We start from the raw sequence: 13,523 nt of genomic DNA on the forward strand, positions 1-13,523 counted from the left end.
CCTTCAGCGGCGTCCCGCTTGTGCCACCATCGGATGTCATGTCACTCGATGAGCTGGCCGCCGCGCTGCCGGACTACGCCAGGGACCTGCGGCTGAACCTCACGTCCGTCATCGGCCGGAGCACGCTGACCCCGCAGCAACTGTGGGGCACCGTACTGGCCTGTGCGATCGCCTCGCGGTCGCCGCGAGTACTGCGCCCGCTGGCGGCCGAGGCGGCCGCCCGGCTCTCCCCGGAGGCGTACACCGCCGCCAAGTCGACGGCCGCCGTCATGGCGCTGAGCAACGTCTTCTTCCGGACCCGGCATCTGCTGTCGGACCCGGAGTACGGATCGCTGCGCCCGGGGCTGCGTACGGCCGTTCCGGCCGGTCACGGTGTGGACGGTGTGGACGTCGAGCTGTGGTCGGTGGCGGTCTCCGCGGTCAACGGCTGCGGAGCCTGCCTGGACGCCCATGAACAGGCGCTGCGGCGGGCGGGGGTGTCCCGCGAGACGGTCCAGGAAGCCTTCAAGGTGGCGTCCGTGATCCAGGCGGTCGGCACGACGCTGGACGCGGAGGCGGTTCTCGCGGAGGTCGGGGGACCGGGCGGCGGGCCGGAGGGTACCGGCCGGGCCGGCGACGCGTAGGCGCGCTGCCGGCCGCATGCCGCCCGCCGCGCTACTCCGTGGCTTCTCCGGCGTGTCCCTGCGGCCGGCCCTGTGACTGACTCTGTGCCCCGCCCGGTGACTGACCCTGCGGCCTGCCCTCCGACTGCCCCTGGGACTGGCCCTGTGGCTCCGGCGGCTCCGGTGTCTCGGCGGACGGCTCCTCCGCCACCGCACCGCCGCCCGCGCCCTGCGGCGGTACGTGCCGTGCGGAGTGCTCCAGGCTGTACCTGCGCAGGTAGCCGACGACCGTATTGGAGACCGCCACCAGCGGCACCGCCACCACCGAGCCACCGATACCGGCGACCAGACCGCCCGCGGCGACGGAGAGGACCACGGCGAGGGGATGCACCCGGACCGCGCGGCCCAGAATGAAGGGCTGCAGGATGTGGCCCTCGATCTGCTGGACGGCGAGGACCACGATCAGCACCATCAGCGCCGTGAAGACCCCCTGGGTGACCAGCGCGACCACCACGGCCAGCGCGCCGGACACGACCGCACCGACCAGCGGGATGAAGGCGCCCAGGAAGATGAAGACGGCCAGCGGGACGGCCAGCGGAACGTCGAGGAAGTAGACGCCGAGACCGATGAAGATCGCATCGATCAGGGCGACGATGACGGTACCGCGCACGTAGGCGGTGAGGGTGTGCCAGGCGCGCGGACCGGCGCCCGCCACGCCCGGACGGGCCGCCGCCGGGACGAGCTTGAGCGTCCACTGCCAGATCCGCTTGCCGTCGTAGAGCAGGAAGAGCGTCGAGAACATCGCGAGCAGGATGCCGGTCAGCAGCTCGACGATCACGGTCACGCCTTGCAGCCCGGCGCTCGTGATCTCTTCGGTATTGGTGCCGATGGCGTCGCTCAGGCTCTGCGCGACATCGTTGATCTGATCCTCGGTCACATGGAACGGACTGTCGAGCAGCCAGTGTTTGAGTTCGTTGATGCCGTCCGTGACGCGGCTGGAGAGGTCGTCCGCGTTCTCCATGACCTGCCACACCACGAACCAGCCGATGAGTCCGATGATCACGAACCCGGCTATCGCGGTCACGGCGGTGGCGAGGCCGTGCGGCAGACCTATTCGTCTGAGGCGGGCGACCGTGGGCTGGAGCAGTGCCGTGATGAGCAGCGCGCCGACGAAGGCCAGTACGACGAGCTGCACGGCACTGATGACCCGCATCAGCACCCATACGGTCCCGGCGAGGACGAGAAGCCGCCAGGCGGCCTCACCCGCGACCCTGATCCCCCAGGGGATGGCGGCGACGGGCTCGGGCTCGTTCCTGGCCAGGGTCTCGGGGACAGGCACGGGCGGCGGAATGACCTCCGGAACGGGTTCGTGGGCCGAGCCGCGTTCGGCCTCGGCCTTGCGCTGTTCCAAGCGCTCTCCCATGTGGGTCAGCTCCGCACCCACCTGACCAAGCCACGCCGGCACCCTTGACATGAATTCCCCTCTTCCCCCCGACATGTTGTTCACGCACCCGCCCAGTCATTCGAATCGAAACGTACACGCGCGAAGCCCCCTGCCAAGACGGCAGGGGGCTTCGTGGGGTTGAGCGCCGTGAGGGCCGTCAGTCGGCCCGATCCGGCGGTCGGTCTAATACCAGTGGTTGGCCTGCCAGAAGGACCAGGCGCCGCACGGGCTCTGGTAGCGGCCGTCCATGTAGCTCAGGCCCCACTTGATCTGGGTGGCCGGGTTGGTCTGCCAGTCGGCACCGGCCGAGGACATCTTGGAGCCGGGAAGCGCCTGGACGAGACCGTAGGCGCCGGAAGACGCGTTCTGGGCCTGGTAGTTCCAGCCCGACTCCCGCGACACGATGTTGCTGAAGCACTGGAACTGGTCGGCGGGCATGAGCTGCCGGGCCATGGCCTGGACATCGGCGACCGAGTAGGAGCCGCCCGCGGAGGCGGAGAGGGAGACCAGCGACGAGGACTCGGCCTCGGCGGCCTTCTTCGCCTCTGCCGCCTTCTTCTCGGCCTCGACCTTCTCGTCGGCCGCTTCCTTCTTGGCCTTGGCGTCCTTGGCGGCCTGGATACGGGCCGATTCCTCCGCGGACTTCTGCGCGAACGCGTCGGCCGCCGCGGCCTGCGCGTTCGCCTGCTGGGCCAGCGACGCGGTCTGCACCTGCGCCTGCTGACCCGTGGGGATGTCCGAGAGGAGCGTCGCGTCGGACGCGGTCGTCTCGATGTTGTCGTTCGAGGGCTGGGGCTCGCCCGAGGCAACGCCAACGACGGCGCCGACGGTGGTGACCGCAGTAGCTGACGCCACGGCGAATCCCCGGACCGAAATCCGGCTCACACGGTGTCCTTCCAGCATCGTCCGCCTGCGTGACCTCACGGACGAAATCGTGCCCCTTGCGCTGGTCTCCCTCTTGCTCAGGTCACGGGAGACGCGGACCCGGTGCGGCGATCCCCTGACGGGGGCGGCCGCGTAGTACGCGGGCGGCATACGGCGGCGGTTGTTGAGTTGTGTGGTGCCGCGCCTGTGGAGGCGCGTGGGTGCCGTATGCGGGGGCCTGACGAAAGCAAGACTCTGCCCGACACGGACGCCGCAAGGCAATTATCCGTTGCGTGGGATACTTCACACCCCGTTTGCCCCGCGATTTTTCCGGAAATACCCGCGCGCGGCGACGCCGCCCGGCTAGGCTTTTCAGCCTTGCCGGACGGCGCCCAACTGCCGTATTCCGTACTAGATCTGGCCGTCCTCCAGCATTTCGGTCACGAGCGCGGCGATCTGCGAGCGCTCGGACCGGGTGAGGGTGACGTGCGCGAAGAGCGGATGGCCCTTCAGCTTCTCCACCACGGCGACGATTCCGTCGTACCGCCCGACCCGCAGGTTGTCGCGCTGCGCCACGTCATGGGTGAGCACCACGCGGGAGTTGGCGCCGATCCTGGAGAGGACCGTCAGCAGTACGTTCTTCTCCAGGGACTGGGCCTCGTCCACGATGACGAACGCGTCGTGCAGGGAACGGCCGCGGATGTGCGTGAGCGGCAGCACCTCGAGCATGCCGCGCCCCAGCACCTCCTCGATGATGTCGCGGCCGGCCACGGCGCCCAGCGTGTCGAAGACCGCCTGCGCCCACGGGCTCATCTTCTCGGCCTCGGTGCCGGGCAGATAGCCCAGCTCCTGACCGCCCACCGCGTACAGCGGCCGGAAGACCATCACCTTCTTGTGCTGACGGCGCTCCAGGACGGCTTCCAGGCCCGCGCAGAGAGCGAGCGCCGACTTGCCGGTGCCCGCCCGGCCGCCCATCGACACGATGCCGATGTCCGGGTCGAGGAGAAGATCGAGGGCGATGCGCTGCTCGGCGCTGCGGCCGTGGATCCCGAAGGCCTCGCGGTCGCCCCGTACGAGGCGGACGTTGCCCTCCGGTGTGACGCGGCCGAGCGCTTTGCCCCGCTCGGACTGGAGCACGAGCCCGGTGTGCACGGGGAACTCGCTCGCCTCCGGCACATAGAGGGTCTCCTCGGAGAAGAGGAGGTCCACCTGATCGGCGGAGAGCGACAGCTCACTCATCCCCGTCCAGCCGGAATCCGTGATGGCGAGTTCGGCGCGGTACTCCTCGGCGAGGAGCCCGACCGATGACGCCTTGATGCGCAGCGGCAGGTCCTTGGAGACGACGGTGACGTCGTACCCCTCGGCCTGGAGGTTGCGCGCTACCGCGAGAATCCGTGAGTCGTTGTCCCCCAAGCGGAAGCCGGCGGGCAGGATGCCGGGATCAGAGTGGTTGAGCTCGACGCGCAGCGTGCCGCCCAGACCGCCGAGCGGAATCGGGGCGTCGAGACGGCCGAACCGGATGCGGAAGTCGTCGAGCAGGCGCAGGGCCTGCCGGGCGAAGTATCCGAGCTCCGGATGGCTCCTCTTGGCCTCCAATTCCGTAATCACCACGATCGGGAGCACCACTTCGTGCTCGTCGAAGCGGGACATGGCGTTCGGATCGGCCAGCAGGACGCTGGTGTCGAGAACGTAGGTGCGCCTGTCAGGCATACGGCGCTTTGTACTGGTCACCACGGAAGGACGAACCCCCTCGGATGAGGTTGGGGAGCGACGGCGTCGCGGGCGGGTGGGCCGGGCTCGGGCCCCAAGCGCGGGCCGAACTCCGGCCCTCCACGTCGCCCGTGCTTGTCTGCGCACGGTCGTCCTGGTGCAAAGGGCCTCCCGGGCGGACGGCCCCATGCCGTCCACTGAGATGCGGCGTCCTCTTACGGAGCTTTTCGGACGCCGACCTGCTGGAGGTATTCCCTCGAACACCCGCCGCCATGCCGGGTCATGGGCGGGACGGCGGGTGAATCTCGGGTTAACGGGTCTGAGGGGGCCGCGGCGGGACCGGGGGGCGGCCGCGGGCCGGGCGTCGGTCCGGTGCGGCGGTGCGGCCGCGCTCAGGTGCCGCGGATTGGTCTCTCGGTCCGGTGTCGCGATCCGGTCTCTCGGCTGTCGCGATCCGGTCGGGTCGGGATTCGGACACCGACTACCGCGCCCGGGTCAGGCTCCGTAGCGGCGGTGCCGTGCCGCGTAGTCACGCAGGGCGCGAAGAAAGTCGACTTTTCGGAACGCCGGCCAGAAGACTTCGCAGAAGTAGTACTCCGAATGAGCGCTCTGCCAGAGCATGAACCCGGAGAGACGCTGCTCCCCGCTGGTCCGGATGACGAGGTCGGGGTCGGGCTGGCCCCGGGTGTAGAGGTGAGACGCGATCAGGTCGGTGTCGACGATCTCGGCCAGGTCCTCGAAGGACGTGCCCTTGCTCGCGTGGTCCAGCAGCAGCGAGCGGACCGCGTCCGCGATCTCCTGCCGGCCGCCGTAGCCGACGGCAACGTTGACGAGTATGCCCTTGTTGCCGGAGGTGGCCTCCTCGGCCTCCTTGAGGATCGTCTGGGTCCGTCCGGGCAGCAGGTCGAGCGTGCCGACGTGGTGGACACGCCAGCGGCCGTCGGCCGCGAGGGCGCGGACGGTGTTCTCGATGATGCCGAGGAGGGGCAACAGCTCGTTCTCGGGACGGTCGAAGTTGTCCGTGGAGAGCATCCAGAGGGTGACGACCTGGACGTCGGTCTCGGAACACCAGCCGAGCATCTCCAGGATCTTGGTGGCACCCGCCTCGTGCCCCTGCACCGCCGTGCCGCCGGACGCCTTGGCCCAGCGGCGGTTGCCGTCGAGGATGACACCGATGTGCTTGGGTACCTGGGCGTGGTCGAGGCGGCCTTCCACCCGGCGTGCGTAGAGCCTGTACACCAGGTCGCGCAGATTCACTGGTCCACCCTCTCGATTCTGTGCGGGCCGGCCGGTCTGCTGCTCTGCTGCCGGAAATCCAGGGCCCGCCGGGGCCGCCCGCAGGCGCCGAAGCCGTCACACTACTGCGCGCCCGGCGCGGGAACCCAACCTGGTGTGTCATAACTCCGTGATAAGCAGGAAGTGTGACTGATTTCTCGTCTTACCTCGCATCCGACAATCGCTACGACTCCATGGAGTACCGGCGCACGGGACGCAGCGGCCTCAAGCTGCCCGCGATCTCGCTCGGCCTCTGGCACAACTTCGGCGACGATTACGCACTGAACACGCAGCGCTCCATTCTGCGCAGGGCCTTCGATCTGGGTGTCACCCATTTCGACCTGGCGAACAACTACGGCCCGCCGGCCGGCTCCGCCGAGCTGAATTTCGGCAAGATCTTCGCGCAGGACTTCGCCGGGTACCGGGACGAGCTGGTGATCTCGACCAAGGCCGGTTACCGGATGACGCCGGGCCCGTACGGCGAGTGGGGATCCCGCAAGTACCTGCTGAACTCGCTCGACGCGTCCCTGGACCGCATGGGCCTCGACTACGTCGACATCTTCTACTCCCACCGCTTCGACCCGGACACCCCGCTCGAGGAGACGATGGGGGCGCTGGCCTCCGCCGTACAGCAGGGGAAGGCGCTGTACGTGGGAGTGTCCTCGTACAAGGCGGAGCAGACCGCCGAGGCGGCCAGGCTGCTCAAGGAGATGGGCGTTCCCGCGCTCATCCATCAGCCCTCGTATTCGATGATAAACCGCTGGGTCGAGGACGACCGGCTGCTCGACACCCTGGAGACGGCCGGCATGGGCTGCATCTCCTATGTGCCGCTCGCCCAGGGCCTGCTGACGAACAAGTACCTGAAGGGCATCCCGGAGGGCTCACGTGCCACTCAGGGCAAGTCCCTCGACCCGGACCTGCTGTCCGACGAGGTCGTGCGGCGGCTGAACGGGCTGAACGACATCGCGCAGCGGCGCGGTCAGTCGCTCGCGCAGCTGGCGCTGAACTGGGTGCTGCGTGACCCGCGGATGACCTCGGCGCTGATCGGCGCGTCCAGCGTCAAGCAGCTGGACGAGAACGTCGAGGCGCTGGCCGGGGCGCCGCTGTCCGCCGAGGAGTTGGAGGAGATCGACACCTTCGCGGTGGACACCGAGGGCACCAACATCTGGGCCGGACGGAAGTGACGCGGGTGGGCTGACGGGCTGCTGAGACGGCTGGTGCGTCTGTGAGCCGGGGTGTTGGGGCGAGTGTTGGGCCGGGTGTTGGGTGCCGGGTGTTGGGTGCCGGGTGTTGGGCGCCGGGCCGTCAACGGCCTGCTTTCCGTCAACGGCCTGTTTCCCGGGGCTCGCTCGGGGCTCGTCGGCCCGGTTCGCTCCGCGGGTCGGTTCGCGGCGTAGCTGGTCGCTCGGCTCACGGCTCACGGCTCACGGCTCACGGCTCACGGCTCACGGCTCACGGCTCACGGCTCACGGCTCACGGCTCACGGCACAAAAACGGGCCGGTCCGTGGGGGGGATACGGACCGGCCCGAGGGGGGGTTTCCACCATAACCCTTCGTAAGTGATGCCGCGCGCCGCAGGGCGATTTGATCACTCTCCGGAATCAGGAGAGTGCCTTACGTGGCCCCAAATCCGGGGCCACGTAAGGGTTCTGGCGGTAATGCGTGGCGAGAACTCGCCATACCGCGCCGTAACCCACAGGAGCGACACGCGGGGTGGTTCGCGGCAGTTGGCGGGGCCGGGAAGGCCCCTCTGAAGCCGCCTCGGGAGACCCCTTCGGCACCCGTATCGCTGTCGTCGTCCCCGCCTCCCCCTGCGCGTGGCCGCCGCGATCCGTCCGTGTGGGCATCGCCTCAGGTGAGGGGCAGCGGAGCCGCGTGACGCGCTTCACCCGGCCGGTCAGTGAATGCCGGGCCCGCCTCACGGTGCGACCGCCTCGAACGGTTTGACCGCCTCGACGAGGAAGCGCGTCGTGGTCGCCACGAAAGGGCCTTCGGCCTCAATACGGCGGTGCAGCGCGGCCAGTTGGGGCCGGTAGCGTTCGACGGAGAAGTCGGGCACCATCCAGATCACCTTGCGGAGGAAGTAGACGACGGCGCCGATGTCGTGGAACTCGGTGCGCAGGGCTGCGGTTCGCAGATCGACGATGTCGAGGCCGGCGGCCCTCGCCGCGCGCGCGGCCCGCTCGGGGTCTCGGCTCGACCGCGCCTCCGGCGGAAGCGGCCCGAGGAAGTGCTCGACCAGCTCGAAGACGCTGGCCGGGCCGACCTCCTGGGAGAAATACATTCCGCCCGGGCGCAGGACCCGGGCGATCTCGTCCCACCACGTGCGTACCGGGTGGCGGCTGACCACCAGGTCGAAGGCGGAGTCGGCGAAGGGCAGCGGCGGCTCGTCGGAGGTCGCGATCACGGCGACACCGAGCGGACGGAGCCGAGCGGCGGCCTTGGTCACGTTCGGCGGCCAGGCCTCGGTGGCGACGGTCAGCCGGGCCTGCGGCCGCATCGGCGTCGGTGCCCTGGGCCGCGTCGGCGGTTCCGGCTGACCGGGCGACCCCGTAGACGCCGTAGCCCTCGTGGACCCCGCCGCCCTCGTCGCGGAAGCGGCGACGGCCTCGGCCAGGACCTCACCGCCGCCGGTATCCAGGTCCAGCACGGCTTCGGCCCCGGAGATCCGGTCGGCCAGCGACCTGGCGTACCCCCAGGAGGGGCGTTCCTCCGTGGCCCGTCCCGCCAGCCAGGAGAAGTCCCAGCCGTCGGCGGACACCGCTTCGGCCTCGGCGATCAGGTCGTCGAAAGCGCGGGGAGGGGTGTCGGCCATGGGGCGATGGTGACAGCGCGGCCGGGCGTCCGCGAACGCTTTTCGACGCGCGTTTCCAGGGCGTTCGTCAGGCCGCGAGGCCGCCCAGGACGACCCCGAGGAGCGCCCCGCCCATCATGAAGGGCCCGAAGGGGATGGCGGATTTGCGATCGGCCCGGCGCAGCACGATCAGGCCGACCCCGTACACCGACCCGAGCAGAAACCCGGCGAACCCGCCCGCGAAGAGCGCCGGCCAGCCGTACCAGCCGAGGACGACACCGAGGGACAGAGCGAGCTTGACGTCGCCGAAGCCCATGCCCCGCGGGTTGATCAGGAACAGCACCAGGTAACAGGCGCTGAGGGCCAGGCCGCCGAGCAGCGCGGTGGTCCAGGACCCGCCGCTGCCGGAAGCGGGCGCCACCACGCCCAGCAGGACGGCGGCGGCTCCGGCGAGCGGCAGGGTCAGCTGGTCGGGGAGGCGGTGGACCTTCCGGTCGATGAGGGCCAGCAGCACGGCGAAGGGGGTGAGCAGCAGCCACACGGCGAGTTCGGGGCGGGGGCCGGTGGCGGCCGCGAGGGCCGCGCAGGCGAGGGCGTTGACGAAGCAGGCACCGTACGGAAACCGCCGCCCACCACCCGCGAGGACGACCGTCCCGTCCGGCCGGGCGGAAACCGCGTCGCACTCCGCGCAGCCGGGTGGCCCGAGCCATCCACGTACGGGCCCGGTGATCGGATGCCCGGCGGGACAGCTGTCCCGCCACCCGACGCCCGTCTCGACGGAGAACCGGTACGCGGCACGCGGCAGAAGCACCCCGGTGGCGGCGCCCCAGAGAACGGCGAGAACGATCAGCGAGACGTACACGGGCAAACCCTAGTGCCCCGGGAAGGAACGGGCTGCGGGACGAACGGTGTCGGCGGACGACCGACGGCGATACCGTCACGGCCATGGGGACTTGGCGTAACGGCACCGGCACACTGACGGTCGGGGGACGGAACGACCCGGTGGCGCTGGAGATCGCCGCGTCGTACGGGACCAGGCGCCGCGGTCTGCTCGGCCGCGAGGAGATCGAGGGCGCGCTGCTGATCACACCGTGCGGCAGTGTGCACACCTTCGGGATGCGGATGACGATCGATGTGGCTTACCTGGACAAGGAGTTGAAGGTCATCTACGTTCACACACTGAAACCGGGCCGCCTTCCCAGACCTCGCCTGCGTGCCCGCCATGTGCTGGAGTCGGAGGCGGGAGCGATGGAGCGCTGGGGCATACGGCGGGGCGCGCGACTGCGGGTGGAAGCGCAGGGGGATGCCGCCATGACCGGCTGATAGCTTTCCGTACCGCTCGGCGGACGGCGAGCGCACGCTGATGGCAAAGGAGAGTCAGGACATGGCTGTCATCCACCGGACGACGCTGACGCCCAACAAGCTGGAGCTGCTCTCGACGTGGCTTCCCACGCAGCCGTGGTCCCGCTGCGAGGGGCGGGAACCGGTACTGGCCAAGGCCGGTGGCTTCCGCCTGGACGACCCGGAGGCGGCGGTCGGGATCGAATTCATGGTCGTCACCGACAGCTCCGGCGACCAACCGCTCACCTACCACGTGCCGCTCACGTACCGCGGGGCACCGCTCGACGGGGCGGGACAGGCGCTCATCGGAACCGCCGAACACGGGGTGCTGGGACGCCGGTGGGTCTACGACGGCACCCACGACCCGGTGCTGGTGGCCCAGTTGCTCGCCCTCATGACGGGCGGAGCCGAGCCGCAGGCCCAGAGTCTGAGCGACACCCCCGACCCCACTGTCACCGGCCACTTCGCACCGGCCGGCCATGGACCACTCACCGGCACCACGGCGGTGACCAACGGCCCGCACGGTACCGATCTCCTCGTACGGACCAGCGCGGCCGTCGGATCCGCTGCGTCGGCCGACCTCACCATCCGCGTGAATCGCGTACTCGGGTCGGACGCGGGCGACGCGCCCGCCTCCGCGGCGGAGCCCCTGGGACACGTCACCGCCAACTGGCTTCTGCCGGACGGCACGACGGCGCGAGGCCTGTTCGCGGTGGCGTACGACGCGGCGCGCGCGGACAGCGACCAGGCCCGTTGACACGTGGGGTGGCCCTGGCCGAATTCCGTACCGCCCGAGGAAGTATGAGGCTTCAGAGCTTTGGCGCGTCAGCTCTGGGAGCTGTCGTTCTGGGAGCCGTCGCTCGGGGAAACGCCGCGTGGGAAGGAGACTTCTACCCGGCGGTTTTTCTTGCGGCCCTCCTCGGAGCTGTTGTCGGCGATCGGGTAGTCCTCGCCATAGCCACGGATCTCGTACGTGATTCCGGCGGAGGACAATTGCTGCTGAAGCACTCCGTGCACGGCGTCGGCGCGCTGTCTGGACAGGATGTCGCCGTGTGCGGATGAACCGAGATTGTCCGTGAAGCCGAAGACGCGGATGGTGGTGGCGCCCTGCTTTTTCGCTTCGTTCGCGATCGCGCTGATACGGGAGTTGGCGTCCGGGGACAGTTTGGCGCTGTCCTTACTGAAGAGGACCTCGGCCTGAAGCGCGAACTTCACGCTGTCGCTGGTGTCCTCGCGGCGTTCCTCGCCGCCTTCCGACTCGACGACCGAGACGATGTCGAGGACCTTCGCGGGAGCGAGCGTGGCACCGGCACGGAGCTTGAGGCCGGTCGCGTTGCCGTCCACCTCCGGGGGCGGCGAGGTCGCCTCGGTGCCGGGCGGGACGCTGGGGCCTTCGTCGGCGCGGGCTCCTGCGGCCATGGTGAACTGCATGCTCGTGCAGAGCAGGACCGCGGCGACCGCGGAGATCGAGGCCCTGCGGGTACGGGACGCCATCGCCGCGCTCATCAGGAGATCGCAATCGTGGCGGTCGGCATGGTCGGAAGCTGGAGGTCCACCTGCGAGGAGGATTCCGGTGGGGCCGGGAACTGGGCGAAGATGGAAATACTCTCACCCGCCCTCACTCCGGTGATTCCGGACGTGGTCAACGGATATCCGTCAGTGTCCCGCAGCACGTAATAACGTTTCTTCTCAGCCTTGTCCACCAGGGTGATACCCGCCAAGGACCTTCCGGTACGAACCACTTGCGTCTCCTGGCCGCTCCAACTGCTTGGAACGTACTGCTGCTTGCCGCTTGTATTCTTGAGAGTTCCACTCACTGTGAGAAATCCACCCTCGTCACGCTTGGCGGAGTGAATGACGATCTCAAGCCCGTCGTCGCCCTGCATGGTTGCCAAGATCGCATCGGTGTCCGCCGACGGTTCGCCGCCAACGTTGTCGTCCTTCGGCTTTTCCGTCTTGGTGACGGCAGTTGCCGCGTCTCCGCCATTCGCCTTTCCCGAGTCGGCGTCGCTGCCGCAGGCCGTCAGGGAAACGGTCAGAGCTGTGGCTGCGAGGGCCGCTGCGGCGACCCTACGGACCTTCGCCCCATGCCGCATAATCATGAATGATGTTCCTTTACGCTCGCTCACGGTCAGTCCTCGGCCAGTCGGACGGAGAATAGATCGGCCATATCCGGGAGAAGGTCCAGTTCTTCCGGATCAATCTTCCATTTCTTACCGTCGCACTGCAGTTCACCGGGCGATACAACATCACCGTCGGCTTGGCCTACCGGGGCGCCATCCCCTGCGGGCGGCTTCGCTTCGCCGTCTTCGGCGGGCTTGAAGCCGCACCGGGGTTCGACAACGGCCGTGGCTTGCGCCCTGCCAGGTTGGCTCCCGACCCCGGGGAGAATGGTGTCACCCATGGGCTGCTGGGTGACAACGTGAACGGTGAAGCCCCATCTGCCGCCCGCTGCCCAGTCGCATCTGTCCACGTTCGCCTTGTTCAGCTGAGCGAAATAGCCAGCCGCCGCACAGCCGTTCGCACCGATCGGGTCGCCATTGAAGACATCGTCCAGAAAGGCGGGGTCGAGCAGATGCTCGAGGAGTCCGTCACCGAACATGTCCCGCGAGTCCCGAGCTGCCGCCAAGGCCGCGGCGTCCGCTGCGGACTGCGCCCCGTTACGTGTAGCTCCCGCCTGGCCGACGGCAAAGAACGCGAGTGCGAGAAAGAGCAGGGCCGCCACCATCATGATGTAGATGGGAACGGCCTGCCCCGTCTCGTGAGACCCGAGCGCTATCAGCCGCCCAGGATTTCGCCGACGCGCCGGGTCAACCCGTCGGCAATCGTTCCGCCCACGCCCGACCCCACCAGCGCCGCGATAATGATCGCCACCAGCACGATCACCCCCACGTACTCGACCGCGCCCTGCCCCTCGTCGCTCCGGCGCCTCATCGCCGCTACCGCTGTGTTCACCCGCGCGCCCACGTGAACCATCGCGTTCTCGGCGGCCTTCAGCTTGATGTTCGACATCGTGTACCCCTCCAGCGTCGGCCGGCCGCACGGGGGCCGACTCGTACGAGCTCGTGGTGTCGCTCGCGTTTCCGGTCAGTTCTCGGTCCGGCTCGCCGACGACATAAGAACCGTACGCCGGGGCACCATTCCTCGCCATGGGCCACAGGGCCCAACTGCGGCTCCTGCGGCGAAAATAGACCCCTCTTGACGTTGACGCCGTCAACGACCGTGAAAATGACCATGAGCCCGGTCTGTGATCAGCCATGGCCCCTCGGCTCCCCTCGCGCAATGCCGCGCCAAACGGCGGTGGTTTCGCCGCTGCCGGAGCGCTATTCAGCATTTCCGGCGCGCTCAGCTTCACGGTCTCCGCCTCCTGCCGGCTTGCCGACCCTGATGTGAATGTCCCACATTCGCTTGCAGAAGCGAAGGGGATTCGAGGAATTGTCACCCGCCCGGCCCGAGCGTCAAGTCCGATCGTCCGCGAGGCCGTTGGGAGCCC

General features: G+C 68.9%; 14 protein-coding genes. 4 read left to right on the forward strand and 10 right to left on the reverse strand.

The window, feature by feature from the left end:
* Positions 1-38 precede the first annotated feature (38 nt).
* Positions 39-623, forward strand: coding sequence for a carboxymuconolactone decarboxylase family protein (locus tag ACIP6N_RS07495; protein ID WP_401813671.1), 585 nt, complete (start codon positions 39-41; stop codon positions 621-623).
* A gap of 31 nt (positions 624-654) precedes the next feature.
* On the opposite strand, the gene ACIP6N_RS07500 is transcribed toward ACIP6N_RS07495, so the two are convergent.
* The 4 genes from ACIP6N_RS07500 to ACIP6N_RS07515 form a co-directional block, all read right to left on the reverse strand.
* On the reverse strand, positions 655-2,076 hold the full coding sequence (locus tag ACIP6N_RS07500) for an AI-2E family transporter (protein ID WP_401813672.1): 1,422 nt from the start codon (positions 2,074-2,076) through the stop codon (positions 655-657).
* A gap of 153 nt (positions 2,077-2,229) precedes the next feature.
* Positions 2,230-2,949, reverse strand: a complete 720-nt coding sequence (locus tag ACIP6N_RS07505) for a lytic transglycosylase domain-containing protein (protein ID WP_401814387.1) — start codon at positions 2,947-2,949, stop codon at positions 2,230-2,232.
* A 372-nt stretch (positions 2,950-3,321) separates the two neighbouring features.
* On the reverse strand, positions 3,322-4,644 hold the full coding sequence (locus ACIP6N_RS07510) for a PhoH family protein (protein ID WP_401813673.1): 1,323 nt from the start codon (positions 4,642-4,644) through the stop codon (positions 3,322-3,324).
* Between the two features lie 471 nt (positions 4,645-5,115).
* Complete coding sequence (locus ACIP6N_RS07515; protein WP_401813674.1) at positions 5,116-5,877, reverse strand: isoprenyl transferase; 762 nt, start codon at positions 5,875-5,877, stop codon at positions 5,116-5,118.
* Between the two features lie 164 nt (positions 5,878-6,041).
* Here ACIP6N_RS07515 and mgrA point away from each other — a divergent pair, with 164 nt between their 5' ends.
* Positions 6,042-7,079: an L-glyceraldehyde 3-phosphate reductase gene (gene mgrA, locus ACIP6N_RS07520; RefSeq protein WP_401813675.1), complete on the forward strand. Its 1,038-nt coding sequence runs from the start codon at positions 6,042-6,044 to the stop codon at positions 7,077-7,079.
* Between the two features lie 734 nt (positions 7,080-7,813).
* Here mgrA and ACIP6N_RS07525 read toward each other — a convergent pair.
* Both ACIP6N_RS07525 and ACIP6N_RS07530 read right to left on the reverse strand, forming a co-directional pair.
* Positions 7,814-8,710: a methyltransferase domain-containing protein gene (locus ACIP6N_RS07525; protein ID WP_401813677.1), complete on the reverse strand. Its 897-nt coding sequence runs from the start codon at positions 8,708-8,710 to the stop codon at positions 7,814-7,816.
* Between the two features lie 67 nt (positions 8,711-8,777).
* Positions 8,778-9,551, reverse strand: a complete 774-nt coding sequence (locus ACIP6N_RS07530; protein ID WP_401813678.1) for a prepilin peptidase — start codon at positions 9,549-9,551, stop codon at positions 8,778-8,780.
* An 83-nt stretch (positions 9,552-9,634) separates the two neighbouring features.
* Between ACIP6N_RS07530 and ACIP6N_RS07535 the strand changes: the two genes are divergently transcribed.
* On the forward strand, positions 9,635-10,012 hold the full coding sequence (locus tag ACIP6N_RS07535) for a DUF192 domain-containing protein (protein WP_401813680.1): 378 nt from the start codon (positions 9,635-9,637) through the stop codon (positions 10,010-10,012).
* Between the two features lie 61 nt (positions 10,013-10,073).
* Positions 10,074-10,787 carry a 1,4-alpha-glucan branching protein gene (locus tag ACIP6N_RS07540; protein ID WP_401813681.1) on the forward strand — a complete coding sequence of 238 codons (714 nt, stop codon included), beginning with the start codon at positions 10,074-10,076 and terminating at the stop codon, positions 10,785-10,787.
* A gap of 68 nt (positions 10,788-10,855) precedes the next feature.
* Here ACIP6N_RS07540 and ACIP6N_RS07545 read toward each other — a convergent pair whose 3' ends face one another.
* From ACIP6N_RS07545 to ACIP6N_RS07560, 4 genes are read right to left on the reverse strand one after another with little or no spacing between them, the layout of a single operon-like run.
* Positions 10,856-11,536: an OmpA family protein gene (locus ACIP6N_RS07545; RefSeq protein WP_401813683.1), complete on the reverse strand. Its 681-nt coding sequence runs from the start codon at positions 11,534-11,536 to the stop codon at positions 10,856-10,858.
* A complete protein-coding gene (locus ACIP6N_RS07550; RefSeq protein ID WP_401813684.1) occupies positions 11,536-12,159 on the reverse strand; it encodes a hypothetical protein in 624 nt (207 codons plus the stop codon). Before ACIP6N_RS07550 ends, ACIP6N_RS07545 begins: the two co-directional genes overlap by 1 nt.
* A gap of 2 nt (positions 12,160-12,161) precedes the next feature.
* Positions 12,162-12,812, reverse strand: a complete 651-nt coding sequence (locus tag ACIP6N_RS07555) for a pilus assembly protein TadG-related protein (RefSeq protein WP_401814389.1) — start codon at positions 12,810-12,812, stop codon at positions 12,162-12,164.
* Positions 12,809-13,042 (reverse strand): hypothetical protein, encoded by a 234-nt coding sequence (locus ACIP6N_RS07560; RefSeq protein ID WP_401813685.1) that lies wholly within the window; start codon positions 13,040-13,042, stop codon positions 12,809-12,811. Before ACIP6N_RS07560 ends, ACIP6N_RS07555 begins: the two co-directional genes overlap by 4 nt.
* Positions 13,043-13,523: the final 481 nt, after the last annotated feature.

It is taken from the genome of Streptomyces sp. NPDC088725, assembly GCF_044751305.1.
In the GTDB taxonomy this organism is placed as follows: Bacteria; Actinomycetota; Actinomycetes; order Streptomycetales; family Streptomycetaceae; genus Streptomyces.